A 16973-nucleotide genomic window follows, 5' to 3' on the forward strand; every position below is an offset into this window, starting at 1 on the left:
TCCATGACCGAAGTCTCTCTCCACGGCATCCACACCTCCCGACCAAAATCGAAAAATGTAACCCATGTCTCCGGTACGTTCTGTCACCTATCTCTCAGGTCGGGCATTAATCATAACACTGATATCAGACGATTTTCATCGATAGCTCGTTCTCGCTCGCACCTCCCTTCAGCCATGGTGGGCGGCCAGATGGGACGAGAAACCTATACTGGGACCGAGGCTCGGCGCTCCATAAGAGAATTCCACGCGGTAGCCGCGGACGGCCCACACGGCTATGATATGTTACCGATGAGAAAAAATTCCTGCGATGAAGCGACGCTGCGCCACTATATGGGTTCCGTCTGCCATCTTTGCCGTTGGTCTGATGCTCGACGGACTATCCGCCCTTGCTCATTATCAGGCTGAGCGCAGGGACAATTCCGATGCGAGCTTCGTGGTTATGGCAAATGAAAGTGTGGTTGGCGCTCTCAACGAGTTTCAGGCACATGCTCTGAGCGGCCCGATACTCGCGAGCGTAATCACTGCCAGCCGCAATGAGGCCATGCACGACGCCCTGCCGATACCTGCAGAGATTCGCCGTCAGTTGGCCGGCTATGCCAGCGAAGACTCAATGAATCGCGTCAGATACAAAATCATTAGCGACAGTTCCTTCAGCCTTGGCTACTTGCTGGAGCATGGCGGTTTTGCAGATGCAGTTACCCTAATCGATGTCGTTGTGTTCAGAGACCCGCGTGTAGCCGCGAGTCCCTGTGCGTGGGCCCATGAGTTGACGCATGTCGACCAATTCCGGGAATGGGGGGTGGAGGGTTTTGCCGTCCGATATGCGCGGGATTGGCGGACGGTCGAAAGTCAAGCTTATGCCAAAGGTGACGGCTACGACCGTTGGAAGCATCAACAGAAAGAATTCCCCAGCCTTGATGTCGAGCACAAATGCAGCCTGAAATGATCGGAGTCGAATGCCAGGCAAACGCTGCCCAAGGAGCGAGGCGCTTGGGCTAGCCAGACAAACATTCCACTGATGATCCAACCTCGACCTTCCTGAGAACTCTCTGAATTTCTAGGATCTTGTCCTTCATCAGGAACCAGGAAAATGGAGTTCATCCAGGCGCGAGCCGCTCTTGGTGCGAACCTAACTCTCGGTAATTCGCCGCTCCTCGTCCAAAGCCACGGCAAGCTGCTTCCAGTCGAGATCCTCCTGCAGTTCAAGATACTGGCTAGGACCGACAAGATCCGCGTCGCGCAGTTCGTCGAGGCGCTTGCGTTGTGCCAGTACAGCGGCAAGGGCCAGATCACGACGGCGTGCCGGCAAAGACCCAGGGCCGTTTTCGCAGATTTCTCGATAGGCTATTCTGATGGCCTCGACCTCCGGGCCCTTCTCGCCTTCAAGGCGGCCAAGGGCAGCCTGGGCAAGAGACTTGCGTGCCATGTGGACTTCCTGCCTCGCCTTGTCCTCCCTCCCGAGCTTCAGGAGGCGGATCATGGGCGCGAGCGTTGCGCCCTGGATGACCAGTGTTGCGAGCACGACCGAGAAGGCCGTCAAAACCACGAGGTCTCGGTCGGGGAAGTCCGCGGGCAACACGAATGCGGTGGCAAGAGTAACCAGTCCGCGCATACCCGACCACCCAACCAGCAGCGTTTCACCATGTTCAAAGGGTGCGAGTTCATGACCGCGCCGATGCCGATAGCCGACAACCGCGTGAAAAAAGAATGCAATCGCCAAGCGCGACGCAATAACGCCTACGACGACGATCGCAGCGAACCCGATCGCCCTCTCCAGCTCGGCCGCCGACATGGCGCCAACAATGCGGCGGGCCTGCAGTCCCATCAGCAGAAAGGCAACCACGTTCAACAAGAAGACCACGGTCGTCCAGACGGCAAACGAGTGGACCCGCATGCGCGGAGGATCGTCGACCTTGGCAAGGGTAGCGAGTGTCATCGCACTTGCCACTGTTGCCAGCACGGCAGACAGGTGCAGACGCTCGGCAATCAGCCACGTCGCGAATGCATAGACGAACTGAAGCAGCGTGCCGCCAACCGTATTGTCGGTGGCGGGACGAAGTCGTGAAACCAGAAACCCGAAGCCAATGCCGAACGAGATTCCGCCCGGCGCCGCAAAGGCCATCCGCGCTACGGTTTCAGTATCGAACCCACTCCTCGCCTGGATGGTCAAAGCCGCGCTGAACAGCAGCAGCGCCGTGGCATCGTTGAACAGGCTTTCGCCTTTGAGAAGTGCGTCGACCCGGCGGTCGACCGGCAGATTGGACAGGACCGCGGTGGCCGCAGCTGCATCCGGCGGTGCGACGATCGCACCGAGAGTGACTGCCACCGCGATGGGCAACCCGACGGTAAGTGCACTGATCGACACCACGACTCCAACCGTGAACAGCACTGCCACAACCGCGTAGACGAACAGCGGCACCAGCATGCGCCGCGCCGCACCGAGAGGAAAGTCGTAGGCGGAATCGACAAGTACGGGGGCGATGAACAATGCAAGGGCGGTCGGAGGGTCGATGGGTATATCTGGCGCACCCGGCAACACCGCGACGGCAACGCCGGCTGCGGCGAGGATGCCGGGATACGGCAGCCGCATTCGCCTGGTTACCTGCAATAGCAGGATTGCGACAGCAAGCAGTGCAACGAGTGTTTCGAAGAATGTCATGCCCCGAATAGTAGCAGTCTTTAGCGCGCGTTGAAGAGGGATCGATTCCCTTGTAGAACCCGGTAGTAGAACCAGTCAAAGACGAGCGATGAGCGCCTCAAGGCGGAGCGGCGACCATGGATTACGACGTAGCGATTGTCGGTGCCGGCGCTGCTGGAATTGCGGCGGCACGGACCCTGTCCAGCGCCGGCTCCTCGGTCATCCTCCTGGAAGCGAGTGACCGCATCGGCGGTCGCGCCTGGACAATCGAGATCAGCGGAATGCCGCTCGACATGGGTTGTGGTTGGCTTCATTCGGCTGAACGGAATACACTCGTCAAGATGGCTCGTGCCGCCGGGTTTACCATCGAAAGCGGCCCGACAGCATGGCGAAGGCAGTGGCGCGATTTGGGCTTCACGCCGGAAGATCAAAAGGCGGCGGAAGCAGCGTGGGACGCATTCCAAACCCGCATTCGCAACGATCGTCAACCAAGCGACCGTGCTTCCGATGCGTTGCCGGCAAACGCGGAATGGAATGCCTATTGCGACGCGACAAGCGGATACATGAATGGGACACCGCTCGAGCTGCTGTCGATCAAAGACTTCCTTGCATACGACAACGCTGCATCCGATGCCAATTGGCGGGTTCACGAAGGCTACGGCGCTCTAATTTCTTCGAGCATTCCTGATGTCGCATTGAGACCCTCGACAGCAGTGCGCCGTATCGCGCTGTCCGATCGCGGAGTCCGGCTGGAGACTGACCGCGGTCCGATCACTGCCCGGAAGGCTGTGATCACGTCGTCGACCAACGTCCTTGCCAACGGTATGATCGCGTTCGATGCGGCAGTTGACGATCATCTTCACGCGGCAACCCAATTGCCGCTTGGCCTGGCAGACAAGCTTTTCCTCGAACTGCACGGGAACCATGGCCTCGAACCCGAGACCCATCTTCTCGGCGATCCCCGCAACGCTGAAACTGGCAGCTACTATATCTGTCCGCTTGGCCGACCGATTATCGAGGGCTTCTTCGGAGGCGCAGGTGCCCTGGTCATTGAGCGTGCGGGGCTGCTGGATGCGTTCGCTTTCGCGATTGAACAGTTGTCGTCCCTGCTGGGTAGCGGCATACGACGGCATCTGCGGCCACTGGCCGCGACTTCGTGGTGTCGTACCGATTGGATACGCGGTTCCTACAGTCATGCGCTCCCAAATCACTCCGATTCCCGCAACATACTGGCGCGGCCGGTCGATGATCGGCTGTTCTTTGCGGGCGAGGCCACTCACATCTCCGATTTCTCGACGGCGCATGGTGCCTGGGAAAGCGGTATAAGGGCCGCCAACGAAGTCTTGCGCGGCTGACTTGAGGGGGTCGCAACGCGTTGCCCCAAACCGCTTGACGAACGATCAGAGCCGCGTTCCACGCATCAAGTGCGAAGCTGACAAACTGTGTAAGTTAGGCGCCTTGTATTGTTCCGCCGATCAGGATTGATTGCGGCTTGAGGTCGTCATCGATATCGCGGCGAGTGTCTCTGCATCACGACCGTAAATATCATCGAAATAGTGCACGACGCCATCTGCGGTTGGCCATGCTGTAAAGTATGAGACATATACCGGAACTTCTTCCGGTACTTGCATGTCCTTCTTTCCCCCATCGGCTATCTGTTGTGCAACAAATTCAACGGATGTTTTCAGAACCGCAGCCGCCATTGCGCGTGGGTTTTCCAACCGTACGCATCCGTGACTAAACATTCGATCCTGCGCGGCGAACTTTCCACGCGCCGGAGTATCGTGCATGTATATGTCGTGGGGGTTCGGGAACAGGATCTTTAGCTGTCCTAGGGCATTGTCCGGCCCCGGCGGCTGAACAACAGAGATGTTCTCGAGAGGCTGGGCCCAATCGACCTTCGCGGAGGACATCGGCTTTCCTTTTACAGAAACCTTGTAACCTTCCCTGTCGAGATATGCGGGGTCGCGCTTCAGATGCGGTAGCATCTCGTTGCGAATGATCGATTGCGGCACGCCCCAGTCGGGATTGAACTGAACAGTCTTGATCGAAGCATCGAAGAAGTTCGTCTGATGATCCTGTTGCCCGATTACGGCCTTCATCGAAAGTGCCAACTGACCCTGCTCATAGTAATACGCCATGTAAGCCGGTTGATTGATGAAGACATAGCGATCAGGAAACTCCTGAGGCAGCCAACGGATTTCCTCCATCGCAACAATGACCCTATCAATGTTGGCGGCGCTATCGCCTCCCTGACCCGTCGATCGCAGCCAATGAAGTTCCGCTGCAAGCTGGGCGAACTTCGGATTGCTCGGCATAAGTCGGTCGACGACCGGCATCAGATCCGGATGGGCAGACAATTGGTCGATGGCCGCCTTCAGATCAACTTGCTTCCGCTTGAAGTCATAGTAGTTGGAGAGCTGGTTGGGATCGATCCGCCCGCGGTAGTTATCCTGCAGAAACATCAAGAACTTGCCGGACAGCGATGCTTCAAATAGGGCCAAAGACTTCGCGTATTCGGGCGAGCCCCGCGGAACCGTCTCAAACGTCGTGGCGACCGCATAGTCACTGGCGCTCAGGCCCCAATCATCCGCCTGCTTCAACAGGTTCATCGCCTGCACTGCCTTGGCGGTGGGACCTCTGCCATCGACCCAGATAAGTTTTGCTTTCGGATTGCCGTAATAGGCCTCGACTGCGTCCGCTATATCGTTGTTCATCACGATCGAGACGCCGCCCATCTCGCGCAGTACCCTTGATTGATTACCTCCAACAGTCTCAAACAGTGTCGAGAACGAACTGGCTCCCTGCCGAGAAATGTGGACAGCCCGGCGCACAGGAACCGCGTAGGCATTTTTCGGGCTGGCCTGCTCGGCAAGTGCCGGCTGCGGCTCGGCCCTAACCTTGCCTTCCAACGCGGCAAACAGAACTAGACTGGCGAGCGCACCCGCGAAGAGTGTCAGTGTTCTCAGGGCCATCGGGTGTCCTCGAAACATTAAAGCAAGATCCGTGCGCTGCTACCGTTATGTTCTATGAGCCAGACTACAGCGCCGATATTCGGGCGGAAGATGGGCGGTATGGACCTCGGCATGCTGCCCCTTGTCTTCCTGCTTCTGAGAAAGCCGACATGCAACAGCCTCGGCACCTACTTCCTTGACGCCGAAGACACTGGTCGCGCGAGCATTCTGGAATCCCACCCTATTTCTTCAAGCGCGAGTGTACTGACATCGTGGCACCGCTGGCGCCATGCGCGCGGCGCGCTCGCATTGTTTATGCAGTTCTGGCAGCCGAGGCGGATACAGCGAGAAGATGGCGCTCCGCCGATATCAAAGAAATGGTGGTTGCTGACTAACGGAGCCGCCGCAGTGCCGAAAGGCCGGCAGCTTCGATAAGGTTGCAGCCACGTCCTCGGCGCAGGATCGGGCGAGTTCATAGGGCTCGGCTATCATAAGCCCACTGAAGTAGTGCCTGTCGCTGCCGAGGACGGCAGAACCAGTCGTGGGGCTCGCAGTGGCGACGTAGCTGTGATGCATGTCGTTTCATAGACTTCCAACGCCCAATCTGGCGTTCATCCTCGCCGGACAACCTGCGGCCCAGGAAATAGCGGCAGTACCATTGAAACCACCCGCGGGGATCGTCCGAATATATCCAGCCTTTGGCTCGCCAGACGCTGAGTGGTTGGCTGGCACCCACGCCAAAGAAATTCAAACTCGGATCACACCAGGATGAAATCTTGGCCGCGGCGAACCATTCTTTGGGGAATTCGTCCGTGCAATCGGTCATGTACTTGCCCCCGAATACACCGAGCCTTAGCATCTCCGCAGGTGTCAGTTCCGGCGCAAAGCCCTGGTGGAAGTCTTGGCCCGTGGGCGCGGTCAGCTGATATCGATAACCCTGCTGCATCCGATCGTTCACTTCAATCCACGAAACGACCATCGGTGATCTCCCTACTCGCGTACGTCATCGACTAGCTTCATAATGGGACAGACGAGTGATGCCTGCTACTTTAACTGAAACATTTCGATGTGGGCTTGCTCATGTCGAGGTTGAGGCGCGGCTGAGACCAGCCACAGCATTTCGCGGATATCGCCGTTAGAAATCGATTTGCGCCACCAGAACTGCCTGCCTGCATTAAAGTTCCCTCGCTCAACGTCGAGGTTCAAAGACGGAGAACTTGCTTCGGACAATCATAAGCCATGGTGGTCAGACTGGTGGAAACGCCGAAACCCTTGGCTCCATGGGCGACGAGATCTGCGTTGTTCCGAAGATTGACGGCAGGATGCTCTTCGTCGCAAAAGCCATCTGCGACTGATAGTCGATCATGATCAGCGTGTAATCCTTCGGCGTGAGGAACTGAAGCCTGGCAGCCGCAGCGGAGCTAATGAATGTGCCGGCTGGCGAGGCCGAGGCAAGGCGCAGGGCTGCGAGCGGCCACAACGGCTAGAATTGCGACCGCAGATTTGTCGTTACGCAGTTCGCATGGCCAGTTACGCAGCCGTGGAACTTGTCTGCTCCGTTGCGCCTTTCAGAAGCTTGACGAGGGCCTGTGCACCTGACGTGGACGAGGCAGGGTTCTGGCCGGTGATGAGCCGACCGTCGGTGATGGCAAAGGGTTGCCAGTTGTCTTTCTTCTCGAAAAGTCCGCCGAGCCGTTTCAGTTCATCCTCAACAAGGAATGGCACGACGTTGGTCAGTTGAACCTCCTCCTCCTCGGTGTTGGTGAACCCTGTGACGCGCTTTCCCTTGACGATCGGCTCCCCCTTGTAGGTCACGTGATGCAAGACGCCAGGCGCGTGGCACACCGCCGCGACGGGCTTTCCGGCGTTATAGAAGGATTCGATCAAGGCGATTGAGTCCGGATCCTCGGCAAGATCCCACATCGGCCCGTGGCCGCCAGGATAGAAGACCGCGTCGAAATCGTCCGACCGCATATCCTTCAGCTTTTTCGTCGTCGCGAACACCTGCTGCGCGTCCGGATCTTTCTTGAAGCGAGCCATCGCAGCGGTCTGATTTTCTGGCAGATCGCTCTTTGGGTCGACTGGCGGTTGACCGCCCTTCGGCGAGGCGAGCGTCAGATCGATGCCAGCGTCGCGAAAGACGTAATATGGTGCTGCGCCTTCCTCGAGCCAGAAGCCCGTCTTGCGGCCGGTGCTTCCGAGTATGTCATGCGATGTGAAAACCATCAGGATCTTCATCTGTCGGCTCCTTCCTTTGTCGTTACGCAGCAAACCGGCTGCGTTAGGAGAGTATGCCGACGACTGCCGGGAAGCGCACTTGCACCTTGGTATCGGCAATACCTTGGCATCGGGTAACATCGTGCGCTGAAAGCCCTCGTTTGCGCAGTACCCGAATCGAAGCCAGACGATGGTATTCGCGATCCACTAGCCAATGGCCAAACCGGAGCGACGATGTTCTCAGGTTGGCTGCATCGATCGGAACCATAGCGGACAGAGTTGAATACGAACATCCAAACGTGCTCTCGTTTCCACTATACGAAGGTGTCGCCGATACCTTAGTTCAATGGCTGCATTTCCTCTTTGGTGACTTGTTACTCGCCAGCAAGCTAACTCCAGGAGGCTCTCATGTCCCATAACCAACCGGCGGTTTCGCGTCGTATACTTCTTGCAGCGGCGGCATCAATCAGTGCATTGGGCGTGCTTCCAGAAGCGTTTGCCGCGAGTGGCGATCCAAACGAGATCAAACCATTTCGATTCTCGGCTAAGGATGCGGAGCTATCCGACCTTGCCCGACGGGTCGCGGCGACCAGGTGGCCCGACCGGGAAACGGTGAAGGATCACTCGCAGGGCGTCCAGCTCGCTAGCATCAGGAAGCTCGCCGACCACTGGGTCAAGCACTACGACTGGCGCAAAATCGAAACGAAACTGAACTCCTACCCGCAGTTCACCACGAAGATCGACGGGTTGGACATTCATTTCATCCATGTGAAATCGAAGCACGCAAATGCCCTCCCGATCCTTGTCACCCATGGATGGCCCGGTTCCATCATCGAACAGCTCAAAATCATCGAGCCCCTGACCGATCCGACCGCGCACGGCGGCAGCGCCGACGACGCCTTCCACGTCGTCATCCCATCGCTTCCGGGTTACGGCTTCTCCGGCAAACCGACAGAGCCCGGATGGAACCCTCCCCGCATTGCCAAGGCATGGGCTGTACTGATGCAGCGCCTCGGCTACCCAAAATATGTCGCGCAGGGCGGCGACTGGGGCAATGCCGTTACCGAGCTGATGGCTGTGCAAGAGCCTCCGGGACTGCTCGGCATCCATACCAACATGGCAGCAACCGTTCCCGCCGACATATCCAAGGCGCTGTCAGCCGGCACGCCGCCTGCCAACCTTACGCCTGAAGAAAAGCGCGCGTGGGACCAGCTCGACGATTTCTACAAGAATGGTCTTGGCTACGCCATCGAGATGAACAACCGTCCGCAGACGCTTTACGGCATCGTCGACTCACCGATCGGTCTTGCCTCATGGATGCTTGACCATGACATCCGCAGCTATGACATGATCGCTCGCGTCTTCGACGGCAAAACGGAAGGCCTGACGAAGGACGATATCCTCGACAATATCACGCTCTACTGGCTGACCAATACGGCGATCTCTTCCGCCCGACTGTACTGGGATAACGCGCACTTCCCTTCGGGTGGTTTCTTCGATCCGCGCGGCATCAAGATACCGGTCGCGGTCAGTGCCTTCCCGGACGAGATTTACCAGGCTCCCCAGAGCTGGGCCGAGAAGGCATACCCGAAGCTCATCTTCTACAACCGGCCTCCCAAGGGCGGCCATTTCGCAGCCTGGGAGCAGCCGATGCTTCTCACGGCCGATCTGCGCGCCGCCTTCAAGCCGCTCCGAAAATCGATGTGACGGCGTCTGCGGCGTTCCCTGGTGCCGCAAAATTCCCACCCATTGGATGAAGGAGAAAGACAATGTCAGACAACCAGATCGTCGATTCCAGCTTCACGGCCATCATCAACGCGTCGATCGAGAAGATCGACATCCCGACGTGGTGCTTCACGCTGCCCGAAAAGGAATACCAGAGCTGTTCGCCCGCCCATATCGCTGCCGGCTTCACTACCGCTCCAGACGGTACGCGCATGTCGATCAACGTCGAAACGATCGGCGGCAGCCTGATGGTGCAGCACTACGTCGAAACGCTCGGCGAAAGGGATCATCTGATCCTTGATTCCGACTCTGATGTGTTCACGCCGACGGGCCGGGTAGCCATTCACGTGATCTGGGAACTAAGCGTCAAGGCAATCGACAAAAATCACTGCGAATTTACCAACCGGGTTCAGTCCTTCGCGACCCCGGACATGCTCGCCTCTCTCGACCGGCAGGGCATTCCTTTCGAGATCTTCCGCACGCAGCGCCAGCCGATGTCGATCGCCCATAACAAGGGCGAGACGCCACTGTTCGCAGCCAGCATCGAGCGCCACGCGCTCCGCAGCCAACAGCCGTCGAAAGCAGCCTGAAGCCCAAAGGAGCCGATAATCATGCATCTGTCCTACGAGCGCGGTATCACCGGTCTTCTGGTGGTCGACCCGTACAACGACTTCATCTCTGAAGGCGGCAAGATCTGGCCACGCATCAAGGAAGTCGCCGAAGCCAACAATTGCGTGCCGCACATGGAGCAAATCCTCAGTACGGCACGACAGGTCAAGATTCCCGTCTTCTTTGCCATGCACCACAGGTACCGCGAAGGCGACTACAAGAACTGGAAGTACATTGCGCCTATTCAAAAGCTTGCGTGGAACCGTAGGAGTTTTGAATACGGGACCTGGGGCGGAGAGTTCAAGGCCGAATTTGTACCCGCGTCCGGCGAGATTGTCGCCTCGGAGCATTGGTGCTCCAGCGGCTTTGCCAACACCGATCTCGATCTGCAGCTCAAGAGGCAGGGCATTCACAAACTCATTGTCATAGGGCTGATCGCACACACCTGCATCGAGGCGACCGTGCGTTTCGCGGCAGAGCTTGGATACGACGTGACAGTCGTGAAGGACGCCGTCGCCGACTACTCCGACGAGATGATGCACGCGGCGCTGGTGATCAATATGCCGAACTATGCGAGCGCGATCGTAACCACTGAGCAGATTGTTGATGCGCTGAAAACCATGGAGCCCGTGGCCCCTGCCACCTGAGACAACCAGTCATAGCGCCTGCCCACAGACGCCGGCGCTGCTCGTCGGTCGTACGGGACCGAAAACGACGTCCGTCGGTTCCATCGCAGCTTCACACAGCCGATGCCTCGATCAATGCCTTTGCCTCGAGAAGCCTCGGACTGCTGAAGCCCTCAGTGAATCGCCGATAGACAGGAAGCAGAACACTCGGAACGCTTGCCTGGCGGAACGCACCAAGGCTGACGCCCGCGTTCAATTCCCAATACAGTGCTCCCTGCTTCGCCGCTTCCGCCATCGCCTGTTGAAAAAGACCTTCGATCAGGGACGTCTCGCTTGAGCCTTGCGCCTTGAGCACTTCTGCTTTCCGCCTCAGGATTTCGGGCACCATCCAACGGTAGCCTTTCTCTTCCGAGAACAGCAACGCGTTGGCGACCTCGTTCAAAGCCTCGTTGAAACGCCCCATTGACTGTAGCGCAGCTGCGGACTCACAGAGGTAGAAAGGATAGAACAACAGGTAGGCCCCACTACGCAGTTCCACGAGGCCGGTTCGAAGAGCCTCGATACCCTCGGCCGGGCTACCCGTTCGATAGGCGAGACTGCCCTTGATGCACAAGCCGGCGGCATGGAAGGGTCGAAGACCGTGCTTGGATGCCTCCGCTAAAAGCTCCTCGCCCCATTCCTGCGCGCGGTCCAGATCGTTAAGCGTTAACGAAACGAAGGAAGCCGACCATGCGAGCGCGACGCAGAGGACGAAAGGCTGCCGTGTCTCTCGGGCCTCCTGTATGGCGACCTCTGCTGTAAGAATTGCGGCGTCCAGTCGGCCACCTGCGATCAGGTTCACTGTGTTGTGAGCCAGAGAAGACGTTCGTACGTCCGCTTCCAATCGCAGCAAGTCTGTCCGGCGGTTCACCAGCGGATAGTGTGTGGCCGCCCATTCAAGCCTCTCGCCGGCTTCTTGATGCAGCGCCTGATAGGTCTGGGGAATGCCGACAAGCCATGAGGCCGTTGCGCGTCCGCGCATATCGTGTTCTTCAACTGCCCCCTCATATTCGCGCGCATAGGCTAGAGCGTCGCTCAATTCCGCCGAGCGGGCGGAGAAGAGCCACAGGGCGCAGGTTAGGCGCTGGCGATAGTCGTAGTCGTTCAGATCCCTGGCAAGTGCCAGCGCGCCGGTGAGCACTTCCTTTCCGCGCTCGTTCATTCCCTGAGTGTAGATGAGCGCGTATCCCAGAGCACATCGCAAGACCATCTCGGTGCGCGAGCCGTTTTCTTCTCCGATGCTCTCCAGCGCGCGCTCAGCCCAGTCGCCAGCTTCGGAGACCAGCGATATTGCCGTCCAAAAGTCGCTCGACGCGGCAGCAAGCTTCGCGCCGAGCACGCCATCGCCGGTTTCCGAGAACGCCCATCTCAAGGCCGCACGCACGTTGTCGGTCTCCTTTCGGTAGCGACCGATATTGTCGAGCGCCGTCTGAAGGGAGCGCTCCTCCGAAAAAGGTTTAAACAGCTTGAGGAAGTATTTCGTAACTCGAGACATTGTTCGCCGAAACTCGTCCCGAGCTCCCAGCTTTTCCAGCGAGTAGACCCGCACAGTCTCAAGAAGGCGCCAGCGCGGAGCAGCGTCGAAACCGTCGAATGCGATCAAAGATTTTGAGACGAGATTTGATATCACGAGCGCCGTTTCTGCTTCCCCGTCGCCGCTGACCGCTACCGCCGCGTCCAGAGTAAAGCCGCCAGGAAAAGTCGCCAGGCTACAAAGCAATTCCCGTTCCACGTCCGGCAGAAGTTGATAGCTCCAGTCCAGGGTAGCGCGGAGCGTCTGATGACGAGGCAGTGCCGTCCGGCGCCCGCCAGTGAGCAGCACGAAACGATCGTCGAGCCGGCCGGCGATCTGCTCTATTCCCAGCGTCGCAGCACGTGCCGCTGCGAATTCGATTGCCAGCGGTATGCCGTCGAGATGCCGACAAATCCCGGCAATGGCCAAGAGCTTCTCCGTGTCGTCCGCGAAATCCCGTTGCAGCGCTCGAGCGCGCGCCACGAAGAGTTGGATGGCGCTGTGCTCCAGAGCGCTGGTCGCCTCCTCCCTAGCTGGCACCTCCAAAGGTGGGACGCGATAAGCGAACTCTCCCTCGATCCTCAGCAATTCTCGACTTGTCGCAAGGACCGTCACATTTGGGCACGTGCGGACAAGTGCCTCGATCATCGCTGCCGCAGCATCGATGACGTGTTCGCAGTTGTCGACAACGAGCAGCATCGTTCGCCCACCAATGCAACGCGCGACGACCTGGGCCGAGATTTCGTCACCTTGAAGTTGGAGGTCGAGAGTTTGAGCCAAGGCTGTCGGAACTAGGTTGGGGTCCTGCAGCGAAACCAGCTCGATGAAGAAGGCGTCTCCTTCGACGCTGGGCAAAAGACTACGGGCGATTTCGGATGCAAGTACCGTCTTGCCGATCCCGCCAGGGCCTGTCAGCGTCACGACCCGATAAGCGGATGCGAGCGTAAGAAGCTCAGCCACGGCATTCTCACGACCGATAAGATCAGATATCGACGCCGGGATCTTGGAAACGTAACGGGCGTCGGCTGAATGAGTTTTCACCGACGGCGCCGCTCCGTTGAGCGATGGCGCGCCAGATTTCCAGTTGCCAAGAAGTCGGTATCCACGGCCGGAGATCGTCTTGAGCAGATTCCGGTCTTTTCCCAGAGCCTTTCGAATGGCCGATATGTGGACCTGGAGTGTATTCTCCTCTACGACGATCCCAGGCCATACGCGGCGCATCAGATCCTCCTTCGACACGGCGTCTCCACCGGCCACAACGAGGACCTCGAGGATGTCGAATGCGCGGCTTCCGATCGGAACGGGTGCGCCGAGAGCCCTGAGTTCCCGCTTTGCGAGATCCATCTCCCAGCCGCAGAATTCGAAAAGGCCCCGTTCGATCTGTCCCAAAGCGATCCGATCTCTCTTGCCAATGCCAAATAGTTCAGCGGCATCTGTAACCGCCGCGGCGATTCATGACGGCGGAGACGCCGCACCGGATACTTCAGGATATTTCAGATTCTCTCAACCCACTTAAGTCGCTTCACGGGCGGTATTGGCTTAGACAATAGCCATTCTTGTTGGCGAGCTTCGCGCTGTCGGCGCATTCTAAGATAGATACCACTTCGACGTGAATTCATCTTTGAACCGGAGGAGAATGGCATGTACAATGGCGGTCTGCCTCAGACATTCCCAAGTAACAAGATATCGACGTCGGACGCGCCGTCCGTATCCGTCGTGAGCAACAATGATGAGATCGGCGAGATCCTGCCCGACGAGTTGCGGTCGTGCGGCTGGCGACCTGACATCTTCGGATCAGCAGTTGAATTTCTCTCCGCCCGACGCGTTTCGAGCTTCGGGTGCATCGTTCTCGATGCTGATCTGCCCGATCTGGATGTCCAGACTCTCACCCGGATCATCTGCTTTTATGCGATGCATTGCCCGGTCATTCTGCTAACGAGCCACGACCATCGCGGCATGACCATGACGGCATCTCGGTTCAACTTTACAATCATGTCGAAGCCGGTGAACACGGTTGCTCTCCTTGAAGAGATACAGGCCGCCATTGAATCAACCATCAAGGTCAATGAACTCGACCGGCGTTATCGGTCCCTCTCGGTGCGCGAGCGCCAGGTCATGCAGTTCGTGGTGGCTGGGCTACTCAACAAGCAGGTCGCCTATGAACTGAGCCTCAGCGAAATCACGATCAAGGCCCACCGCGGGCAGGTGATGAGGAAGATGCGTGCACGATCGTTGCCAGAGCTCGTAAACATGGCTGCCAAACTCGAACTTGGCGCTGCACCGCTACACTAAACACGGATCCAGCCGGGGCACCACTATTTGCCGCCGGCTCCGACGGGACGCCGAGAACTGTCAGCGAAAGAGGTCGGAGGCGTCCTCGCCGATCCATTTTTCTCTGACTGCCTTCGACGGAGATCATTGGACCCGTGCTACCGCCCGAGACGTTTGTCCTTAGCCCTCGGATGCTTCCTATCAATCTCTCGGGTGATTGCCGAAATTGCCATCAGGTATATTCGGGCAATACCTAAGTTTACTTACCAGAATGGCCGTCACGGCTTAGGCTATGTTTTATCGCCTCCCTAGTTGGCGATAAGCTTGCGCAGCAAGCGCTCCAGTGTTCCTCCCGCCGCTGGAGCTCGCGGATCCCCCTCCCACGATCCGCCAAGGCCGTCTCCAATCCGCCTGGAGACGGCCTTCCCTGCATTGGAGTGTGGGTCGGCCGATGGTTGATTGTACGGAGCCAATCATGCGGGTGATGTAGGGCACATCAGGCTGGCGGAGTTCGCGGGTAATCTCGAAGGTCCCGGCTTTATCGATTTATGGCCATGGCCATACGTCGTGAACGAGACAGCGCCGACAACCGCCGGCTCTGCCGCTTGGTCATTTGCGTTCGCTAGAGATCAACCGTTGGTAATCGGCAAGCATCTTTGGGTCCTCGACCGATCCGTGATGGTGGAGCAGCCGCCAGGCATCGTCCTTTCGGACAAACCACCGCGTCGTCCGGAAAGCAACGTCGATCGTCTCACGCGGCGTCTTGCATTGGCCTCGCTCGCGACCGACGAAGAGATGCCAGTCGGCGCCACCCTGGCTCGTGAAATCGTGAAAGGTGACGCGGACCTCAGCCTGGCCCTCGAAAAGCCTGGAATAGCCTTGGGAGATCGAAGGCCACCCTCGGCGGATGCCGCCGATGGGATTGTCCATGCTTGGAGCCTCCCCGTTGAACCAGACCGACTCCAGCCCGGCCATGTCTCCGCTGTTGAACGCTCTATAAAACTCTATCAGAGCGTCGAGAGGGCTACCGTCGCCGGCCTTGGCTTCGCTTCCACTGATTTCAACGAAATGCCGTTCCATCGCGAATCCTTTCGTTTCTTCAAAAGCGACCGTTGGGAAATAGAAGCCAGCCCATCAACCTCCCGCGTGCCACTCGACTGCGGCCCCCGTATCAGAAGCGCAATCCGACACACTTCCCAGGCTCAGCCTTGCGTCCGTCCTTCGATGACTTTGAGGGCATCCTGATACAGGCGCCGGGTCAGATCGCCGGCGGACAGCCTCGGTGCGAGCTTCGCCGCCTGCCCTGACCAAAGATTCGTGAAGTCGTTCCTGGACGCCTCCTCCGCTTTCGCCTTGATTGCGGCGAGAGCGGCCGCGGCGGTTGGAAACGGTGGAGCGCTTTCGGAGAGGGGCCCGAGCTCGCGCATGATGCGATTGACAACGCTTCTGGCGGGCCTGCCGGTGAAGACGTTGGTGATCGCGGTGTTGTCGTCGCGCGCATCACCGAGCGCCTGCGCATGAACGGCAGGAATCTTTGCTTTGGGGCAGAAGAGGTACGCAGTTCCGATCTGAACCGCAGAAGCACCGAGCATCAGGGCGGCCGCCACGCCTCGGCCGTCAGCGATGCCTCCTGCCGCGATGACGGGGACCTTCACCGCGTCAACGACCTGCGGGACCAGCGCCATCGTTCCGACCTGCGTGGACATGTCATGCGTCAGGAAATTTCCGCGATGACCGCCGGCTTCAAAACCCATTGCCACGACAGCGTCGACGCCGTTTTCTTCTAACCAGACGGCCTCGGCGACAGTAGTGGCCGACGAGATGATCTTCGCGCCGGTCGCCTTCACTCGCTGCACCAAGGACTTCTCCGGCAGGCCGAAATGGAAGCTCACGATCTCCGGCTTGAACTCCTCCACCACCTCGCAGAAAGCGGAGTCGAACGGTGCACGTCCGGCTGCCGTCACCGGCGCCGCTGGATCGAGGCCGGATTCGACGTAATATGGCGCGAGCAGCGCCCTCCACCGCATCTGCGCGGCTGGATCGGAGGGCGGCGTGTGATGCGCAAAGAAGTTCACGTTCAAAGGAGCCTTCGTCGAGCTGCGGATGCTCGTCAGAGCCGCCTTTAGCTGATCGATGCTCAACAACGCGCTTGGCAGCGACCCGAGGCCGCCCGCCTGTGCAGCGGCGATGACCATCTCGTTCGTGGTCGAACCAGCCATGGGCGCTTGAATGATGGGGATTTCAATCCCGAATAAGTCGAGGATTCGGCGGTCGGGCCAGCGCGTCATGTCGGACTCCATTTCGTATCCTGGGTCTGACCGTCATATCTCCGGTGCTCGTTGCGGTCCATTGCACCTTGGTGTCTACGCGCGCCAATCGAT

At 58.5% G+C, this 16973-nt stretch carries 13 protein-coding genes and 1 pseudogene; 6 read left to right on the plus strand and 8 right to left on the minus strand.

Going from position 1 to position 16973, the window contains the following annotated elements:
* The first annotated feature begins 307 nt into the window (after nucleotides 1–307).
* A complete protein-coding gene (locus RHIBUN_RS34695; protein WP_025658961.1) occupies nucleotides 308–946 on the plus strand; it encodes a DUF4157 domain-containing protein in 639 nt (212 codons plus the stop codon).
* A gap of 183 nt (nucleotides 947–1129) precedes the next feature.
* Here the strand turns inward: RHIBUN_RS34695 and RHIBUN_RS0106745 are convergent, their stop codons facing one another.
* The gene (locus RHIBUN_RS0106745) at nucleotides 1130–2659 is read right to left on the minus strand and encodes a cation:proton antiporter (protein WP_025658962.1); all 1530 of its coding nucleotides are present in this window, start codon (nucleotides 2657–2659) and stop codon (nucleotides 1130–1132) included.
* 116 nt (nucleotides 2660–2775) lie between these two features.
* On the opposite strand from RHIBUN_RS0106745, the gene RHIBUN_RS0106750 reads away from it, so the two are divergent.
* The gene (locus RHIBUN_RS0106750; RefSeq protein WP_025658963.1) at nucleotides 2776–3993 is read left to right on the plus strand and encodes an NAD(P)/FAD-dependent oxidoreductase; all 1218 of its coding nucleotides are present in this window, start codon (nucleotides 2776–2778) and stop codon (nucleotides 3991–3993) included.
* Nucleotides 3994–4113: 120 nt separating this feature from the next.
* Here the strand turns inward: RHIBUN_RS0106750 and RHIBUN_RS0106755 are convergent, their stop codons facing one another.
* From RHIBUN_RS0106755 to RHIBUN_RS0106775, 4 genes and pseudogenes are all read right to left on the minus strand, one after another.
* Nucleotides 4114–5550 carry a L,D-transpeptidase family protein gene (locus RHIBUN_RS0106755; protein WP_245271637.1) on the minus strand — a complete coding sequence of 479 codons (1437 nt, stop codon included), beginning with the start codon at nucleotides 5548–5550 and terminating at the stop codon, nucleotides 4114–4116.
* A 514-nt stretch (nucleotides 5551–6064) separates the two neighbouring features.
* Nucleotides 6065–6571 (minus strand): hypothetical protein, encoded by a 507-nt coding sequence (locus RHIBUN_RS0106765; protein WP_025658966.1) that lies wholly within the window; start codon nucleotides 6569–6571, stop codon nucleotides 6065–6067.
* 256 nt (nucleotides 6572–6827) lie between these two features.
* Nucleotides 6828–6958 (minus strand): annotated as a pseudogene (locus tag RHIBUN_RS0106770) (hydrolase); the annotation flags it as partial.
* A 164-nt stretch (nucleotides 6959–7122) separates the two neighbouring features.
* Entirely contained in the window at nucleotides 7123–7830 is a 708-nt protein-coding gene (locus RHIBUN_RS0106775) for a type 1 glutamine amidotransferase domain-containing protein (protein ID WP_025658968.1), read from the minus strand.
* A gap of 387 nt (nucleotides 7831–8217) precedes the next feature.
* Between RHIBUN_RS0106775 and RHIBUN_RS0106780 the strand changes: the two genes are divergently transcribed.
* The 3 genes from RHIBUN_RS0106780 to RHIBUN_RS0106790 all read left to right on the plus strand — a co-directional run bounded on the left by RHIBUN_RS0106780 (nucleotide 8218) and on the right by RHIBUN_RS0106790 (nucleotide 10790).
* On the plus strand, nucleotides 8218–9516 hold the full coding sequence (locus RHIBUN_RS0106780) for an epoxide hydrolase (protein ID WP_025658969.1): 1299 nt from the start codon (nucleotides 8218–8220) through the stop codon (nucleotides 9514–9516).
* Between the two features lie 62 nt (nucleotides 9517–9578).
* A complete protein-coding gene (locus RHIBUN_RS0106785; RefSeq protein ID WP_025658970.1) occupies nucleotides 9579–10124 on the plus strand; it encodes a hypothetical protein in 546 nt (181 codons plus the stop codon).
* Nucleotides 10125–10142: 18 nt separating this feature from the next.
* Complete coding sequence (locus RHIBUN_RS0106790) at nucleotides 10143–10790, plus strand: isochorismatase family cysteine hydrolase (RefSeq protein ID WP_025658971.1); 648 nt, start codon at nucleotides 10143–10145, stop codon at nucleotides 10788–10790.
* 91 nt (nucleotides 10791–10881) lie between these two features.
* Here the strand turns inward: RHIBUN_RS0106790 and RHIBUN_RS0106795 are convergent, their stop codons facing one another.
* Nucleotides 10882–13710: a winged helix-turn-helix domain-containing protein gene (locus tag RHIBUN_RS0106795; RefSeq protein WP_025658972.1), complete on the minus strand. Its 2829-nt coding sequence runs from the start codon at nucleotides 13708–13710 to the stop codon at nucleotides 10882–10884.
* 252 nt (nucleotides 13711–13962) lie between these two features.
* Between RHIBUN_RS0106795 and RHIBUN_RS0106800 the strand changes: the two genes are divergently transcribed.
* Nucleotides 13963–14613 carry a LuxR C-terminal-related transcriptional regulator gene (locus RHIBUN_RS0106800; protein ID WP_025658973.1) on the plus strand — a complete coding sequence of 217 codons (651 nt, stop codon included), beginning with the start codon at nucleotides 13963–13965 and terminating at the stop codon, nucleotides 14611–14613.
* A gap of 588 nt (nucleotides 14614–15201) precedes the next feature.
* On the opposite strand, the gene RHIBUN_RS0106805 is transcribed toward RHIBUN_RS0106800, so the two are convergent.
* Together RHIBUN_RS0106805 and RHIBUN_RS0106810 are read right to left on the minus strand one after the other, a co-directional pair.
* Nucleotides 15202–15672, minus strand: a complete 471-nt coding sequence (locus RHIBUN_RS0106805) for a nuclear transport factor 2 family protein (protein ID WP_025658974.1) — start codon at nucleotides 15670–15672, stop codon at nucleotides 15202–15204.
* 122 nt (nucleotides 15673–15794) lie between these two features.
* Nucleotides 15795–16880, minus strand: a complete 1086-nt coding sequence (locus RHIBUN_RS0106810; RefSeq protein ID WP_025658975.1) for a nitronate monooxygenase family protein — start codon at nucleotides 16878–16880, stop codon at nucleotides 15795–15797.
* Between the last annotated feature and the right edge of the window lie 93 nt (nucleotides 16881–16973).

Source organism: Rhizobium sp. IBUN, assembly GCF_000510625.1.
GTDB classification, from domain to species: Bacteria; Pseudomonadota; Alphaproteobacteria; order Rhizobiales; family Rhizobiaceae; genus Rhizobium; species Rhizobium altiplani.